This window comes from Curtobacterium sp. MCBD17_028, from assembly GCF_003234875.1.
Taxonomy (GTDB): Bacteria; Actinomycetota; Actinomycetes; order Actinomycetales; family Microbacteriaceae; genus Curtobacterium.
This window is the reverse complement of record NZ_QKTQ01000006.1, coordinates 95,583-111,957: the sequence shown is the minus strand read 5'-3', so window position 1 is coordinate 111,957 and position 16,375 is coordinate 95,583. Positions and strand designations below refer to the sequence as shown.

Here is a 16,375-nt window from a genome sequence, read left to right as displayed (position 1 = left end):
CTCAGCCGCGGCTCTTGCCGAACGCCGCGTAGTCCGTCTGCAGGGTCTGCGTGAACTGCTGCGGCGTCGCCTTGCCCGCGACGAGGTCCTGCGCCGCGGCGGTGAGGGTGTCGTAGAACGTCGGGGTCGCGTAGTCGAGGTAGGGCGTGATGCCGTTCGCCTGCGAGATCTCCTTGTACTCGCTCGTGATGTCGCCCGAGATCGTGCCCGAGGCCGGGGTGTCGCTGCTCGGGACGACGGTGGGGAGGTTGCCCGTCTTCACGAGGGTCTCGGACGCCTTCGCGTTCGTGATGAAGTCGACGTACGCGGCCGCGGCGTCCGGGTGCTTCGTCTTCGAGGTCAGCGCCCACGCGAGCCCCTCGCCGCCCATGGTGACCGGCGTGTCCGAGCCCTTCGGGGTGAGCGCCGTGAAGCCGATGTCCTTCGCGGCGGCGGCGGCCTCGAGCGTCGCCTCGTACCAGGTCCCGGTCACGAGGAACGCGGACTGCCCCTTGCCGAAGGCCGCGACGGCGTCGTCACGCGAGACCCCGTTGGCGCCCGGCGTGATGTAGCCCTTCTCCTGCCAGCCCTGGATCGTCTTCGCTGCGGTGACCTCGTCGGAGCCGGTCCACGAGCCGCGCTCCGACGTGACGAGGTCGTTCACCGCGTCGTGTCCGGCGAGCGCCGAGAGCACGAAGCCGTACAGGTGGATGCCCGGGCTCTTCTCGACGTCGCCGTAGCTGAGCGGCAGCGATCCGGCGGCCTTGACCTTCGCCATGTCGTCGGTGAGCTCGGACACGGTCGTCGGGGGGTTCGTGATCCCGGCCTTCGCGAGCACCGCCTTGTCGTAGTACAGCCCGACGAGCTCACCCGTCTGCGAGACGCCGTACAGGTGGTCGCCCTGCCAGGTCGTGCCGTTCGACGAGAACGAGTTGAGCTTGAGCAGGCTCGACGGGTAGTAGTCGTTCCAGCCGTACAGCTTCGCGTAGTCGTCGACAGGACGGAGCAGTCCGGCCTTGACGAACGCGCCCATGTCCGGGTAGCCCTGGTTCGCCTGCACGACGTCGGGCGGGTTGTCCCCCGAGAGCGCGAGCTTCAGCGTCGTCTTGAGGTCCGCGAACGACCGCGAGACCCGCTTGACGGTGATGTTCGGGTGCGCCTTCTCGAACGCCGCGTTGAGCTGCTGCTGCGCCTCGTCGATGCCGCCGTCGGTGTTCTGGTCCCACACCGTCAGGGTCGTCCGGCCCGATCCGACGCTCTTCGACACGGGGCCGAGGCTCTGGTCGCTCGAGGCGGACGTGCCGCCGGGGGTGCACGCTGCGAGGCCGAGCGCGAGCGCGGTCGCCACACCGACGAGGAGCGGTGCCTTCCTGGTGGTCTTCATGGTTCGTTCCGATCTCCGGGTCGCGGGGAGCGCGGCGGCGGTGGAGGTGGTGGGCGGGTGTGGTGGTGGTGACGGAGCGGGCCGGTCAGGCGGCCGGGAGCAGGGCCTCCCGGAGGAACGCCCAGTCGCCGTCCGGACGGTGCCGGTCGACGAACGCGACGAGGTCGGCAGGTCGCGGTGCGCTCGCGGCACCGCCGAGTCCGGTGACGGACATCGACGCGCACAGCCCCGCGAACCGGAGGCGCGTGCGGAGGTCCCAGCCGCGCGATGCCGACGCCATGAACGTGGCGACGAAGACGTCGCCGGCGCCGGTGGGGTCGACGACCGGGACGGTCACGGTCGGGACCTCGACCACCGTACCGGTGCCGCCGTCGACGGCGACGACGCCCGCCGCGCCACGCGTGACAACGGCGAGCGGGACCCGCTCGGCGAGCACGCGTGCGGCGGCGACGGCGTCGTCGGTGCGGGTGTAGCGCATCGCCTCGACGTCGTTCGGCACGAACACGTCGACCTCGGCGAGGCGGTCGAGCACGTGCGACCCCCACTCGCCGGTGTGGTCCCAGCCGACACCGCCGACGACGGTCGTGCCCGCCGCGCGCAGCCGGGCGACCCATGGCGGCAGCTCGTGCGCGATGCCGACGTGCGTCGCGCCGACGGGCCCGAGGTCGTCCGGGAGCTCGAGGTGCCCGAGGGCCTCCTGGTAGGTGATGAAGCTCCGGTCGTGCGCACCGGTGAGGGCCACCGTGACGGGGCTCTGGTGTCCGGGCACCAGCTCGAGCAGGCTCGTGTCGAGGTCCGGCTCGGCGTCGAGCACGGCGCGGACGTGGGTGCCCAGCGGGTCGTCGCCGAGGCGGGCGAGGATCCGCGTGCTCGCACCGGCCCGGGCCGCGGCGACCGCGCGGTTCGCGACACCGCCGGGCGTCACGGTGAACCCGTCGGCGTACACCTCGGTGCCGGGTTCGGGCACGGAGACGCCCGAGAACACGACGTCGCAGAAGACGTCGCCCGCGAACAGCAGGTCGATCGCACCGGGCAGGTCGGCCGCACCGGGCAGGTCGGCGGCGCGGGGCAGGTCGGCGGCGCGGGGCAGGCCGGTGGCGGGCAGGTCCGTCCCGCCGGGGTCGGCGCGCTGGCTGTCGGTCACGGAGGCTCCTCGTCATCGCGGTTCCGCGTCCGGGTGCGTGCTGCACGACGTCGCGGTTCCGCCCGATGTCCTGCAAGCCTGTGCACTCGGTGTTTCCGGCACATTACCGAAGTGACGCGGTTCTGTTAATCCTGTTCATCTCCGGTGCGGTTCTGCTCGGGTTTGCCCGAAGTCGAGCACGGCGTGGTTAGAGTGACGGCATGATCCTGCGCGAACGGCAGAACCGCATCATCAGCGCCCTGCGCGCCGAGGGTGCCGCCTCCGTGCGGGAACTCGCCGCCGCGCTCGACGTGAGCGAGGCGACGATCCGCCGCGACCTCGAGGTGCTCGACCGCAACGGCGAGCTGACCCGCACGTACGGCGGTGCGGTCCTGAAGCCCGGCACGACCGTCGAGGACCACGGCCGCGTCCGCGCCGAGGGGCCGTTCGACGACGGGCGCGACCTCGATCTCAAGGAACGGATGGCCGAGGCCGCGGCCGCGATGGTCACCGACGGGAACGTCGTGCTGCTCGACATCGGCACGACGACGCCGCTGCTCGCGCGCCGCCTGCACGGCCGTGACGTCACCGTCGTCACCTCGAACCTCGCCGTCTTCGACGAGCTCCGCGACGACCGCGCCGTGCGGCTCGTCCTGCTCGGCGGCGTGGTCCGCCGCAACTACCGCACGCTCGTCGGGTCCCTCGCCGAACTCGCGCTGAGCCAGATCAGCGCGGACGTCCTGTTCCTGTCGTGCACCGGGGTGCGCGCGAACGGGCACGTCGTCGACAACATGGCCGTGGAGGCCCCCATCAAGCAGTCGATGATCGCGGCGTCGGACAAGGTCGTCCTGCTCGCGTCCGAGGCCAAGTTCCCCGGGACCGGAGCCCTCCGGCTCTGCTCCCTCACCGACGTCGACGCCCTGGTCACCACCACGGGCGCCCCCGACGACACGCTCGCACTGTGCCGGAACGCCGGCGGAGAGGTCACCATCGCATGAAGCTCTGCATCCTCGGAGGCGGCGGGTTCCGCACGCCGTACGTGTACCAGGCGTTGCTCCGCGACACCGGCACGCCCCGCGTGGACGAGGTCGCGCTGTACGACGTCGACGAACGCCGCCTCGCCGCCATGGTCGCGATCCTCACCGAGCTCGCGGCCGGGTTCGAGGACGCGCCGCGACTCGTGCCGACCACGGTCCTCCAGGACGCCGTGGCGGGGAGCCAGTACGTGTTCGCGGCGCTCCGCGTCGGCGGCCTGGAGGGACGGCGTTGCGACGAGCACGTCGCCCTCGACCTCGACGTGCTCGGCCAGGAGACCACGGGACCCGGTGGCCTCGCGTACGCGATCCGCACCGTCCCGGTCATGGTCGAGGCGGCCCGGGTCATCGCGGACCTCGCACCCGACGCCTACGTCATGAACTTCACGAACCCCGCGGGCATCATCACCGAGGCGATGCAGACCGTGCTCGGCGACCGCGTGCTCGGCATCTGCGACACCCCGTCCGGTCTCGGGCGTCGCGTCGCGGGCACCCTCGGGCTCGACCACACGCGGGTGCAGATGGACTACGTCGGGCTCAACCACCTCGGCTGGATGCGCCGCGTCCTGTACGACGGCCGCGACGTCCTGCCCGAGCTGCTGGCCGACGACGCCCGCCTCGCCGCCATGGAGGAGGGCCACGTCTTCGGACTCGACTGGATCCGCTCCCTCGGCGCGATCCCGAACGAGTACCTCTTCTACTACTACTTCAACCGCGACGCCGTGCGGACGATCATCGACTCCGGCAAGACCCGTGGTGACTTCCTCGCCGAGTCCCAGGGCGCCTTCTACGACCGAGCCGCGGCCGCGGGGAACGGGGTCGCCGATCTCTGGCGCGAGACCGTCGCCCGGCGCAGCGCCTCGTACATGGCCGAGGCGAAGGGCGGCACGCAGGACGAGCCCGTCGACCCGAAGGAGCGCGAGACCGACCCCGCGCACCAGGGCTACGCGGGGGTCGCCCTCGGCGTGATGGCCGCGATCAGCCGGAACGAGCGGCAGACGATGATCCTCAACGTCCGGAACCGCGGCACGATCCAGGGCCTGCCCGACGACGCCGTGGTCGAGGTGCCCACGATGGTCGACGCGAACGGCGTGCACCCGCTGACGACGGAGCAGCCGGACCTCCACCAGATCGGGCTCATGGCGCAGGTCAAGGACGTCGAGCGGCACACGATCGCCGCCGGGCTCACCGGGTCGCGATCGGAGGCCCTGCAGGCGTTCGCGCTCCATCCGCTCGTCGACAGCGTCACGGTCGCGCGCTCGTTGCTCGACGGGTACGTCGCGCGGATCCCCGAGGTGGCGGCCGTCCTGACGCACTGACCGAGCCGGATCCGGCGTGTGGGCGGACGGGGCCGACCCGTCGGTTCACTCGGCGCGGGGTGGCTCGCCCCCGATCCCCTCGCGCCGGACCGCCGCCTCGAGGAACGCCCGCGCCCGGTCCGCGCCCCGCAGGAGGTCCGGCACCTCGGTCCCCAGACCCGCCACCACGTCGTCGATGCCCGACAGCCCCGCCCGGGCGAGGAGCCGCTTCTCGTTCGTCACCCACTCGCCGCGACGTGCCAGGACGGCGTGCCCGGCGTGGCACGCGGCCTCGCTGATGAGACCGGCGCACTGCGCGACCCGTCCGTGGCGGGCGTGGCCTTCCCTCGCGTAGTGCAGGGTCAGGTCGGCGTTCGTCCACCACACCTCCGGGGCGGCCGTGCGGAGCGCCTCCGGGTACTCCCACCGGGGCACCTGCCCACGGAGGGTGCGGTTCGAGGCCAGTTCCGCCAGGAGGATGGTGCTCGGCAGGCCCGCCTGGTGGAACAGCAGGGGCTCGATGGTGAACCGTCCGCGGACGGCGTCGTCGTGGACCGCGTCGATGAGGTCGAGGTCGCGGTAGTGGATGTCGACGGACCGTCCGTCCACGGTGACCGCGCCGCCACCGTTGAAGATCCTGCCCCAGCCACCGAGTCCGGTCAGGTGCCCGGGCCACCCGAGGTCCCGGACCACCTGCGGATCGAACGCGTCGCGGTGGTAGACCGCCACGTCCCAGTCGCTGTCCGGGCGGTTCGTCCCCTGCGCTCGGGAACCGCCGAGTGCGACGGCCTCCACGCCGGGGAGCGCTGCCAGGCGGTCGGCGACGTGGTCGAGGAACGCGTCGTCGTCGAGGGTGTGCTGGGGGGAGGACATCGGTCAGCGCTCCGGCATCCGTCAGCCGCGCTCGTCGCCGATGCCGAGCCCGAGCAGCCGCCGCCGGTCGAACTCGCCGGCGGCTCCGCTGAACAGGTCGAATCCGCGCACGACGGCCGCCCGATCCTGGTCGGACAGCCGGGCCAGGACCCGCTCGATCCCCTCGGTCCGCCGGCGCGTCACGTCCTCGACGAGCGCGATCGCCCGTCGCGTCGGCACCACCAGGGTCTCGCGGCGGGAACTCGGCGCGCTGTTCCGCCGGACCCAGCCGTCCCGCTCCAGGCGGTCGACCGTCCGCGTGAGCGTCGACGGACTCGCACCGGTCTCCTCGGCGAGGACCCCCGCGCGGACCGGCCCACGCGCCACGAGCACCACGAGGATCCGGAGCTGCGGGACGGTCACCTGCTCGAGCGCGGACTCGAGCGAGGCGGCGACGATCCCGAGCATCGCCCGCGAGGCGAGCACGGCAGCCGACGGCGGGAGCACGGCGGTCAGGTCCTCGGCGGCGGCGTCCATGGGATCCCCAGACTGACACAACGGAGGCGTTCGCGACAGGGCCGGCCGACCCGCGACGGGCGACCGGCGACCGGCCGACCAGCGGCCCGCTCCCGGCCCTGCCTACGCCGAGGCGGCGGCAGCGGCCCTGGCGGCGGCGGGCAGGGCCTCCAGGACGCGACCGATGGCGCGGTCGTCGTGCGCGGCCGTCAGGAACCACGCCTCGAACACGCTCGGCGGCAGCGTGACGCCCGCGTCGAGCATGGCGTGGAAGAACGGCGGGTACCGCCAGGCCTCCTGCGCACGGACGTCGTCGTAGGTCCGCGGCGGCTCGGCGGTGAACGCGAACGAGAACAGATTCCCGGCGCGCTGCACGGTGTGGGCGACGCCCTCGGCGGTCAGCGCCGCGGAGACCGCGCCGGACAGCAGGTCGGCGGTGCGGTCGAGGTGTGCGTAGACGGCGTCGTCGGCGGCGCGGAGCGTGGCGAGCCCGGCCGCGACGGCGAGCGGGTTCCCGGACAGGGTCCCCGCCTGGTACACGGGACCGAGCGGCGCCAGGAAGTCCATGACCTCGGCCCGACCGCCCAGGGCCGCCAGGGGCATCCCGCCGCCGACGACCTTGCCGAACGTGATGAGGTCGGGCTGCCATCCGGTGCCGCCGGGGACGACACCGGCGGCCTCGAGACCCCACCACCCGGCCGGGCCGACGCGGAACCCGGTGAGGACCTCGTCGAGGATGAGCAGCGCGCCCTGCTCCTGGACGATCTGCGCGAGCGCCCGGTTGAACCCCGGCTCGGGTGCGAGCACGCCCATGTTCGCGGCGGCGGCCTCGACGATCACCGCGGCGATCCGCTCGTGGTGCTCGTCGAACGCGGCCCGGACGGCGTCGAGGTCGTTGTACGGCAGCACGAGGGTCTGCGCGGCGGTCTCGGCGGTGATGCCCGCGGATCCGGGCAGTGCGAGCGTGGCGACACCCGACCCGGCCTCGGCGAGCAGGGAGTCCGAGTGGCCGTGGTAGTGCCCGGCGAACTTCACGAGCAGGTCCCGGCCGGTGTAGCCCCGGGCCAGACGGATCGCGGTCATCGTCGCCTCGGTCCCGGTCGAGACGAGCCGGAGCTTCTCGATCGGACCGGCGCCGCCGACCCGGACGCGCTGCTCGACGAGTTCCGCGAGCTCGGTCTCGCCCGGCGTGGAGGCACCGAACGAGAGCCCACGGGCAGCGGCCTCCTGCACAGCGGCGACCGTGCCGGGATGGGCGTGCCCGAGGATCGCCGGACCCCACGACGCCACGAGGTCGACGTACTCGCGCCCCTCGGCGTCGGTGACGTACGGCCCCTGCGCGGCCACGAGGAAGCGGGGCGTCCCGCCGACCGAGCCGTAGGCCCGCACCGGGGAGTTCACGCCGCCGGGGATCGCGTGCTTCGCGCGACCGAACAGCTCGTCGTTCGTCGTCATCGGGTCGACTTCCCCACGCTCGAGAGTTCCACGGTCTCGGCACCGGCCGCCGGGGTGGCGCCGCTGACCCGGCCGCTCGCACCGGACTCCTGGCGCAGCCGCTTCGCCAGGTCGACGGCGAAGTAGGTCAGGATCGCGTCCGCACCGGCACGCTTGATGCCGAGGACGCTCTCCATCGCGGCGGCGTCGCGGTCGATCCAGCCGTTCTGCGCGGCCGCCGTGATCATCGCGTACTCGCCGCTGATCTGGTACGCCCACACCGGCACCGGCGAGATCGCCGTGGCGGCGGCGAGCACGTCGAGGTAGCTCATCGCGGGCTTCACCATGACGACGTCCGCGCCCTCCTCGATGTCGAGCTCGACCTCGCGCAGGCCCTCACGCCCGTTGCCGGAGTCGATCTGGTAGGTGCGGCGGTCGCCGACGAGCGTCGACGCGACGGCCTCGCGGAACGGCCCGTAGAACGCGCTCGCGTACTTCGCCGCGTACGCCAGGAGGGCCGTGCCCGGGTGACCTGCGCCGTCCAACGCGTCGCGGGCGGCGGCGATCTGGCCGTCCATCATCCCGCTCATGCACACGAGCTCGGCGCCGGCCTCGGCCTGGGCCACCGCCATGTCGCGGTAGCGCTCGAGCGTCGCGTCGTTGTCGACCGAGCCGTCCGCAGCGAGCACCCCGCAGTGACCGTGATCGGTGAACTCGTCGAGGCACAGGTCGGACTGGACGACGAGCGCGTCGCCCACTTCCTCCTTCGCCACACGGATCGCCACGTTGAGGATGCCGTCCGGGTCGGTGGCGCCCGAACCGGTGGCGTCCTTGTGCTGCGGGACGCCGAAGAGGTTCACGCCGCCGATGCCGACCTCGGCGGCCTCGACGAGCGCACGCCGGAACGAGTCGAGCGAGTGCTGCTCCACCCCGGGCATGCTCGTGATCGGCACCGCGGCGTCGGCGCCCTCGCGGATGAACATCGGCAGGATCAGCTCGGCGGGGTGCAGACGGGTCTCGGCCACGAGCCGGCGCATCGCGGGCGTCGCGCGGAGACGGCGCGGGCGCACCTGGGGGAACTGGCCGACGGGGGAGTGGGGTGCGGACACGGTCACCTTCCTGGTTGTGTGTCGAGGAGCGGGGCGAGGACCTCGACGACGGCGTCGAGCAACGATGCGATGGTCCGGGCGGCGGCGACGCCGTGGACGGGGAGGCCGAGCGCGCGGGCGTCGGCGGCGGTCCCGGGCCCGATGCACACGAGCCGGGTCCGGTCGTCGAGCGGGACGAGCCGGGCCGCGACCTCGCCCGCGACACTGCCGCTCGTGACGAGCACGGCGTCCGGTGGGCGGGGCACCACGACCGGTCCGGTGCCGGTCCCCACGGTACGGTACGCCTCGACGTCGTCCACGTCGAGGCCGCGGGCACGCAGCCCCGCGACGAGCGTCGGGGCCGCGATCGCGCTCCGCGGGAACAGCACCCGGCCCGCCGTGCTCGGCACCACGGCGGCCAGGTCGGCCGCTGACGCCGCGGCCGGCACCAGGTCGACCCGCCACCCGGCGTCGGTACACGCCGCCGCGGTCGCGTGGCCCACGGCCGCCACCCGCGTTCCGGCCGGGAGGCCCGACAACCGCTCCGCCACGCGCCGCACCGCCGTCGCACTCGTCACGACGATCCAGGCGTACGTCCCGGCGGCGAGGGCGTCGACGGCGGCCGCGAACGCGGCGGGGTCGGCGGGGTCGGTGTCGGTGATGAGCGGGACGACGAGCGGTTCCAGGGCCCGGTGCCGGGCCTCCCGGGCGACCCGCTCGCCCCAGGTGCCGCCGCGCGGGACGAGCACGGTGGGACGCCGGGCGTCCCGGGCCGCCGGACCGCCGCCCGCGCGCACGCCCGTGCTCGTCGCGGGAGTTCCGGCGCCGGTGTCGCTCGTGCTGGCCGTGGTCGGTGCCTACTCGCTGCTCAGGTGGAAGTCGGCGAGATCGGCGGCGCCGTTCGCCAGGAGCTCCTCGGCGACCCGGCGGGCGACGTCGCGGGCCTCGTCGAGGCGCTCGTGCGCGGGGCCGGGCTCGAGGTGTGCGCCGTGCGACGCGGTGCGGTACTCGGTGCCGTCGGGCCGGTACACGGTCGCGCTCACGAGCAGGAGCTCCGCGTCGACGACCGCGTGTGCCCCGATGGGAGCGGTGCAGCCGGCCTCGAGGCGGGCGAGGACCTCGCGCTCGGCGGTGACCGTGAGCCGGGACTCCGCGTGCTCGATGCCGCGGAGGCCCCGCTCGAGCGCGCGGTCGCCCTGGTCCCCACGGACCTCGATCGCCAGCGCGCCCTGCCCGGGCGCGGTCGGCCAGAAGCCGAGGCCGATGAGCTCGGTGGCGTCGGCGAGACGACCGAGGCGCCCCAGGCCGGCGGCGGACAGCATGACCGCGTCGAGGTCGACCCCGACCCGGGCGAGGCGCGTGTCGACGTTCCCCCGGATGTCGACGATCTCGACGTCCGGGCGACGACGGCGGAGCTGCGCGGCCCGGCGCGGCGATCCCGTGCCGACCCGCGCGCCCTCGGGCAGGGTCTCGAGCGTCAGACCGTCGCGGGCGCAGAGGGCGTCACGGGCGTCCGCACGGCGGGGCACCGCGCCGATCCGCAGGCCGGGGTACGGCGCTGTCGGCAGGTCCTTGAGCGAGTGGACGAGGACGTCGACCTCGCCGGCGACCAGGGCCTCGCGGAGCGCGGACGCGAACACGCCCGTGCCACCGAGGGTCGCCAGGGACTCGCTCGTCCGGTCGCCCTCGCTGTGCACGGTGACGAGCTCGACGGGCCGACCCGCCGCCTTGCCGAGCGCGGCGGCCGCGGCCTGCGACTGCGCGAGCGCGAGCGCGCTGCCGCGGGTCCCCACGCGGATCGGGGTGGGTCCCGCCTCGGCCTCGGGGCTCACGGCGCGAGCCCGGCGACCGCCGGCTTGAACCCGGCCCGCACGTTCTCACAGCACCCCGGGCGGCAGACGTCGTACCAGGGGCCGATGTCGGTGAGGTGCGGGCGGTCGGCGACCGGGGTGCCCTGCACGCGCTCGAGCACGAGGTCGACGAGACCGGCGACGTACGCGGGGTCGACCCCCGGCGTGGGCGTCCGGATCGACCAGAAGCCGAGCTCCTGCGCCGTCTCCGTGGCCTCCTCGTCGAGGTCCCACATGACCTCCATGTGGTCGCTGACGAAGCCGAGCGGGACGATGAGCACGGCACGGGTGGGACCGCCCGCGAGCTCCTCGTTCATGTAGTCGTTGATGTCCGGCTCGAGCCACGGCATGCTCGGCGGCCCCGACCGTGACTGGTAGACGAGTTTCCAGGCGGGCTTCGACGAGCCCTGGAGCGCGGCGCCCTCGGGCGACGCGAGGAGCTCGGCCCATGCGGCGTCGAGGACGACCTCGGCCACCGCCTCGTGCTGCGCCTCGTACGCGCCGTGCTCCCCGAAGCCCCGGAAGTCGGGGCCGGAGCGTGCCGCGTCGCTCGACGGGATCGAGTGCGTCGAGAAGAGCACCCGGAGTTCCGTCCCGACGTCGAGGCCCTCGTTCTCGGCGATCGCCCGTGCGATGCCGTCGCGGACGCCGTCGACGAACGGCCGGACGAAGCCGGGGTGGTCGAAGAACTGGCGCACCTTGTCGATCCGCACGGTGTCCATGAGCTCCGTCGCATCGAGCACGCGCGCGAAGTCCTCGCGGTACTGCCGGCAGCTCGAGTAGGAGCTGTAGGCGCTCGTGGCGATCGCGATGAGGTTCGTGGCGCCCTCGGCGGCGGCCTCCTGGACGGCGTCCTCGAGGTAGGGCGCCCAGTTCCGGTTGCCCCAGAGCACCGGCAGGTCGATCCCCCGCCGGGCCAACTCGGCCTCGAGCGCGGCCTTGAGCGCGCGGTTCTGCGCGTTGATCGGGCTCACACCGCCGAAGTGCCGGTAGTGGTGCGCGACCTCCTCGAGCCGCTCGTCCGGGATCCCGCGCCCGCGCGTGACGTTCCGGAGGAACGGGATGACGTCCTCTTGTCCCTCCGGTCCGCCGAACCCGGCGAGGAGGATCGCGTCGTACGCGGTCGGTTCGCTCACGTGCTCCGGGCCGCCCGCGGCGGCCGGCGTGGCCGCCAGGACGGCCTGACCGTTCGTGATGCCGGTCGCGCTGGGGGTGTCGGTGATCTCGGTCACGACAGGACCTCCGGGAGTTCGGTGGTTTCGATGCGGCGGCCCGTGAAGAACGGGACCTCCTCGCGCACGTGGCGCCGGGCCTCCGTGTACCGGAGGTCCCGCATGAGGTCGACGAGGTCGACGAGCTCGGGGGACTCGAGCGGCAGGATCCACTCGTAGTCGCCGAGCGCGAAGCTCGCGACCGTGTTCGTGAGCACGCGGCGGAACTTCGCTCCCTGCCGGCCGTGGTCCGCGAGCATCTGGCGGCGGTCCTCCTCGGGCAGGAGGTACCACTCGTAGGACCGCACGAACGGGTAGACCGTCAGCCAGGCCTCCGGGTCCTTGCCGCGCAGGAACGCCGGCGTGTGCCGCTTGTTGAACTCGGCGTCGCGGTGCATGCCCATCGCGTGCCACACGGGAGCGGCCTCCACCAGGAGTGCCGTGCGGCGGAGGTCGCGGAGCGCGGCCTGGATCGCCTGGGCGTCGTCGCCGTGCAGCCACACCATGAGGTCGGCGTCGGCGCGGAACCCGGAGACGTCGTAGAAGCCGCGCACGGTGACGCCGTGCTCGGCCGCCCGCGCGACCGCGGCGTCGAGCTCCGGCACGGCGTCCGCCGCGAAGGGAGCGACGGCGCCCACCGGACGCCGGAAGACCGCCCACAGCGTGTAGGCGGTCAGGAGGGTCTCGTCGATGCCGGAGTCGGACGGCGAGGCGGAGGGTTCGGTGCTGTGCGCGGGCGCGCTGGAACTCATGGGATCCATTGTCCTTCGGTCGGATGGTGGTCGCCTCGGCTCCGTTGCCGCACACCCGGCGCACTGCTCCGCGTGTCGCTCACCGCTGCTGTCGCGGTGGCGCGCACGCTGCCCGGGCGCGGGCCGTGTGGGGCGGGTGACCCCGGCCGGTGCCTACCGGCGGCGGATCACCGAGACGACGATACCCCCGACGACCAGGGCGCCCCCTGCGAACGCTGCCAGGTAGGGCACGGGGTGGTCCTCGAACCCCTGCCGCGTGCGGTGCACCGCCACGCCGAGCTGCTTCGGCACGTCGAACCAGTCCTCGATCGCGTCGAGGGTGTCGAACAGCTGCGCGCGGGTGGCCGCCACGCGGCGGTCGAGCGCGGCGAAGTCGGGTCCGTTGTCGTGGGTGTCGCTCACTGGTCGTCCCGTCTCAGAAGGTGCCGTCGACGTCCGGCCGGCGGCTGCTCTGCTGCACCGGCGGCTTCGGCTTGCGGCCCATGCCGCGGACGGCGTTGACGTCGTTCTTCACGCTCTGGATCGTGCGCGCCGGCAGCGGCGGGAGGCCGGTCTTGATCCGGCGGTACCCCAGCAGTCCGAGGACCGCGGCGATGATGAGCAGCACGACCGCGACGATGATCGCCGCGAGCCAGCCCGGCATCACCGTGGCGAGACCGAGGACCGCCGCCGTCAGGAAAACGCCGATCGCGTAGAACAGGATCACGACCGCGACGATGAGGAACGCCGCCGCGAAGGCGAAGATCTTCGCCTTCTGGAGCATCTCCGCCTTGAGCAGCGCGAGCTCGCCCCTGACGAGTTCGCGGACCAGCCGCGGGACGTCGCTGACCAGGCCGAACAACGACCGCGAGCGGCGTTCACCGCTTCGGGTATCGGACATCGTGCTTGCTCCTTCCGGCACCGGGGTCACGGTGCCTCGGCCGTTCGGACGGTCAGGACTCCGAGGAGCCGCCCGAGCCCTTGGGCCCGGCCTTGCGCACGACCTTCTTCGTGGTCTCACCGATGAAGTCCGCGACGTCGGGCGTCCGGTCGGCGATGAAGTCCTCGATGGTGTGCACCTGCTTCTGCACACCGTCGCTGTTCCAGACGCGCGTGGTCGCCGAGCGGATCTGCTCGTACCGCGCACGTCCGGCGCGGGCGCCGAGCACGTAGCCGACTCCGACGCCGGTCAGGAAGATCAGTCTGCCTCGCATGTTGGGACCTCTCGGTTGTGGCATGCGCCGAGCGGTATGCATCGGCGAACGGACGGGACTCCGCCCACAGTAGCCCCCGGCCGCCCTGCCGGTTCGGTCAGGCGTCGAGGATGCCGGCGGCCACCGACCTGCTCGTCGCGACGACACCGGCCAGACCCCGGCCGACGCTCGCCTCGCCGACGCCGAGCACACCCTCGGCGAGGCCGGCCGGCTCGGTGTCCGGAGCACGCCAGCGGACCCGGGCGGCGCCGATCACGACGCCCGCGTCGATCGGCACCCCGAGCAGCGCGGCGGCGTCCGCGGTGGCGGTCTCGGCGACGGCGCTGTCCGGGTCCACCGCCAGGCTCGTGCCGACACCGATGGCGTCCGCGCCGTCGCGCGCGGACAGCGCGTAGCTGAGCCGGAGGACGTGCCGTCCGCCCGCGCGCTCGGCGAGCCAGGGCCACTTGACGGTCGCGTGCGTGATCGCCTTCGCCCGCACGCGCTCGGCGTCCGGGTGCACGAGCATCCCGGTGCCGCGGGGCGCCGCGTCGAGGTCCGGCTGGTCCACCACGAGGGTGACGAGTTCGATCGCCGCGTCCCGCTGGCCGACGAGCCGGGACGGGTCCGCGACGTCCGCGACGACGTGGTCCGCCACCAGCCGCTCGGCCGGACCCGGGCGTCCCGTGCCGCTGCCGTCGTCGACGGGGACGACGTCCACCGCCGTGCGGTCGATCCGGACGGCGCGGGTGCCGAGACGGACGTCGACCCCGTACGTGTCGAGGTCCGCCACGAGCTCGTCGACGAGCCGGGCGATGCCACCACGGATCCCCGCGACCGCCGACCCCGCCGGCGCCTTGGCCCGCTGCGCCAGGACCGCCCGGCCGAGCGACCCCTCGCGCAGGAGGGCGGCGCGGAGGCCCGGCGCGACGCGGTCGAGGTCGAGCTCGTCCGGGTGGGTCGAGTGCACCCCCGCCGCGACCGGCACGACGAGGTCGTCGAGGACGCGGTCCCCCATGCGTCGGCGCACGAGCTCGCCGAGCGTCCGGGCCTTCGCGCCCACCGGTCCGGGCAGCAGCGAGTCCATCTGCGCGCGCAGGGCCCCCGACGTGCCCACGACCGCGATGACGTCCGCCGCCGTCGGGCTCCCCGGGATCCCGAGGAGGCCCGCCTGCGGGAGCGGTGCCACCCGTCCGTCACGCGTCATGAGCCAGGCACCGCGGGGGTCCGGGGTCACGATCTCGTTGCCGAGGCCGAGCTCGATCGCCAGCCCGCCGACGGTGTCACCGCGGGTCGCGAACGACTCGGCGCCGAGGTCGAGCTCGATGCCCGCCACCGTGTGCCGGTCGACGATCCCGCCGAGCCGGTCGGACGCCTCGACGAGCACCACGTCGGCGCCGCCCTTGGCGAGGTCACGCGCGGCGACGAGGCCGCCCACGCCGCCGCCGACCACCACGACGGCGGTCATGCGCCGAGCCCCTCGTGCGCGCTGCGGCCGTCGCCGGTCGTGCGGCCGTCGCCGAGGTCGTGCACGAGGCCGACGACGCGCGTCAGCACCGTGGGGTCCGTCTCGGGTGGCACGCCGTGCCCGAGGTTCACGACGTGCGCACGCGCGGCACCACCGCGCACCACGACGTCCCGCACGTGGGCCTCCAGCACCGGCCATGGCGCGGCGAGCATCGCGGGGTCGATGTTGCCCTGCAGGGTCACGTCGGCGTCGGCCACGCGACGCGCGGCGTCGTCGAGGGGGATCCGCCAGTCGACGCCGACCCCATCGGCCCCGACGGCCGCCATGTCGGCGAGCACCTCGCCACTGCCGACACCGAAGTGGATCGTCGGCACACCGAGGTCGGCCACGTGCGCCAGGGCCCGCGCGGAGTGCGGCGCGACCCGCGCCGTGTAGTCGGCGCGGGACAGCGACCCGACCCAGGAGTCGAACAGCTGCGCCGCGGACGCGCCGGCGAGCACCTGCGCGCGGAGGAACACCCCCGAGACGTCCGCTGCCCATCCGAGCAGGCGGTCCCAGGTCTCGGGGTCGGCGTGCATGAGGGTCCGTGCACGGATGTGGTCCTTGCTCGGGCCGCCCTCGACGAGGTAGGCGGCGAGCGTGAAGGGGGCCCCGGCGAACCCGATGAGCGGCGTCGTGCCGAGCTCCGCGACGGTCCGGGCCACGGCCTCCGCGATCGGGGTGAGGGCGCTCGGGTCGAGGGACTCGAGCGCCGCGACGTCCGCCGCGGTGCGGATCGGCCGGCCGAGCACCGGACCCCGACCGGGGACGATGTCGACGTCGACGCCCGCGAGCTTGATCGGGACGACGATGTCGCTGAAGAAGATGCCCGCGTCGACGCCGTGGCGCCGCACCGGCTGCAGGGTGATCTCGGACGCCATCGCCGGGTCGAGGCAGGCGTCGAGCATCGCGGTGCCGACACGGAGCTCCCGGTACTCGGGCAGCGACCGCCCGGCCTGCCGCATGAACCACACCGGCAGGCGCTCGGGGCGGTCCCCGCGGAGCGCCCGGACGAGCGGGGCATTCGCGGTCCGGCCGTCGGCGAGCGGGTGCGTCGGGGGCAACGCGACGGTCGTGGAGTCGATCACGCGCCCAGTCTCCCACCCGCTCGCCGTGCACACCTTGCCGTGTCCTCAGCCCGGGGGACCCCCGCTGACCCCGGCCGTCGGCGTGCC

17 protein-coding genes are annotated in these 16,375 nt (G+C 73.8%); 2 read left to right on the top strand and 15 right to left on the bottom strand.

The features are described 5' to 3' along the window. Window position 1: 1 nt before the first annotated feature. Window positions 2-1,363 carry an extracellular solute-binding protein gene (locus DEI86_RS09520; RefSeq protein WP_111011975.1) on the bottom strand — a complete coding sequence of 454 codons (1,362 nt, stop codon included), beginning with the start codon at window positions 1,361-1,363 and terminating at the stop codon, window positions 2-4. An 85-nt stretch (window positions 1,364-1,448) separates the two neighbouring features. Further along, window positions 1,449-2,507 carry a carbohydrate kinase family protein gene (locus tag DEI86_RS09515; RefSeq protein WP_111049380.1) on the bottom strand — a complete coding sequence of 353 codons (1,059 nt, stop codon included), beginning with the start codon at window positions 2,505-2,507 and terminating at the stop codon, window positions 1,449-1,451. A gap of 200 nt (window positions 2,508-2,707) precedes the next feature. Between DEI86_RS09515 and DEI86_RS09510 the strand changes: the two genes are divergently transcribed. Next, window positions 2,708-3,484 (top strand): DeoR/GlpR family DNA-binding transcription regulator, encoded by a 777-nt coding sequence (locus tag DEI86_RS09510; protein ID WP_111035721.1) that lies wholly within the window; start codon window positions 2,708-2,710, stop codon window positions 3,482-3,484. Further along, the gene (locus DEI86_RS09505; protein ID WP_111049379.1) at window positions 3,481-4,839 is read left to right on the top strand and encodes a 6-phospho-beta-glucosidase; all 1,359 of its coding nucleotides are present in this window, start codon (window positions 3,481-3,483) and stop codon (window positions 4,837-4,839) included. Before DEI86_RS09510 ends, DEI86_RS09505 begins: the two co-directional genes overlap by 4 nt. 45 nt (window positions 4,840-4,884) lie before the next feature. Here the strand turns inward: DEI86_RS09505 and DEI86_RS09500 are convergent, their stop codons facing one another. From DEI86_RS09500 to hemE, 13 genes are all read right to left on the bottom strand, one after another. Further along, window positions 4,885-5,691 carry a nucleotidyltransferase domain-containing protein gene (locus DEI86_RS09500; protein WP_111049378.1) on the bottom strand — a complete coding sequence of 269 codons (807 nt, stop codon included), beginning with the start codon at window positions 5,689-5,691 and terminating at the stop codon, window positions 4,885-4,887. 21 nt (window positions 5,692-5,712) lie between these two features. Continuing rightward, window positions 5,713-6,207, bottom strand: a complete 495-nt coding sequence (locus DEI86_RS09495) for a MarR family winged helix-turn-helix transcriptional regulator (protein ID WP_111010342.1) — start codon at window positions 6,205-6,207, stop codon at window positions 5,713-5,715. Between the two features lie 102 nt (window positions 6,208-6,309). Next, window positions 6,310-7,641, bottom strand: a complete 1,332-nt coding sequence (hemL, locus tag DEI86_RS09490; RefSeq protein WP_111049377.1) for a glutamate-1-semialdehyde 2,1-aminomutase — start codon at window positions 7,639-7,641, stop codon at window positions 6,310-6,312. Then, window positions 7,638-8,735, bottom strand: coding sequence for a porphobilinogen synthase (hemB, locus tag DEI86_RS09485; protein WP_375342172.1), 1,098 nt, complete (start codon window positions 8,733-8,735; stop codon window positions 7,638-7,640). Before hemB ends, hemL begins: the two co-directional genes overlap by 4 nt. Continuing rightward, window positions 8,732-9,505, bottom strand: a complete 774-nt coding sequence (locus DEI86_RS09480; protein WP_111049376.1) for a uroporphyrinogen-III synthase — start codon at window positions 9,503-9,505, stop codon at window positions 8,732-8,734. Before DEI86_RS09480 ends, hemB begins: the two co-directional genes overlap by 4 nt. Before the next feature lie 60 nt (window positions 9,506-9,565). After that, entirely contained in the window at window positions 9,566-10,540 is a 975-nt protein-coding gene (gene hemC, locus DEI86_RS09475; protein ID WP_111011969.1) for a hydroxymethylbilane synthase, read from the bottom strand. Beyond that, window positions 10,537-11,790, bottom strand: coding sequence for a ferrochelatase (locus DEI86_RS09470; RefSeq protein WP_375342171.1), 1,254 nt, complete (start codon window positions 11,788-11,790; stop codon window positions 10,537-10,539). Before DEI86_RS09470 ends, hemC begins: the two co-directional genes overlap by 4 nt. Continuing rightward, the gene (gene hemQ, locus DEI86_RS09465) at window positions 11,787-12,521 is read right to left on the bottom strand and encodes a hydrogen peroxide-dependent heme synthase (protein ID WP_111026561.1); all 735 of its coding nucleotides are present in this window, start codon (window positions 12,519-12,521) and stop codon (window positions 11,787-11,789) included. Before hemQ ends, DEI86_RS09470 begins: the two co-directional genes overlap by 4 nt. Before the next feature lie 153 nt (window positions 12,522-12,674). Then, on the bottom strand, window positions 12,675-12,923 hold the full coding sequence (locus tag DEI86_RS09460; RefSeq protein WP_111011967.1) for a hypothetical protein: 249 nt from the start codon (window positions 12,921-12,923) through the stop codon (window positions 12,675-12,677). Window positions 12,924-12,936: 13 nt separating this feature from the next. Further along, window positions 12,937-13,401 (bottom strand): phage holin family protein, encoded by a 465-nt coding sequence (locus DEI86_RS09455; protein WP_111011966.1) that lies wholly within the window; start codon window positions 13,399-13,401, stop codon window positions 12,937-12,939. A 52-nt stretch (window positions 13,402-13,453) separates the two neighbouring features. Next, complete coding sequence (locus DEI86_RS09450) at window positions 13,454-13,714, bottom strand: hypothetical protein (RefSeq protein WP_111010349.1); 261 nt, start codon at window positions 13,712-13,714, stop codon at window positions 13,454-13,456. A 97-nt stretch (window positions 13,715-13,811) separates the two neighbouring features. Beyond that, window positions 13,812-15,161 (bottom strand): NAD(P)/FAD-dependent oxidoreductase, encoded by a 1,350-nt coding sequence (locus DEI86_RS09445; protein ID WP_111049375.1) that lies wholly within the window; start codon window positions 15,159-15,161, stop codon window positions 13,812-13,814. Further along, window positions 15,158-16,288: a uroporphyrinogen decarboxylase gene (hemE, locus tag DEI86_RS09440; RefSeq protein WP_258376501.1), complete on the bottom strand. Its 1,131-nt coding sequence runs from the start codon at window positions 16,286-16,288 to the stop codon at window positions 15,158-15,160. The genes DEI86_RS09445 and hemE overlap by 4 nt, the downstream gene beginning before the upstream one ends. Window positions 16,289-16,375 lie beyond the last annotated feature (87 nt).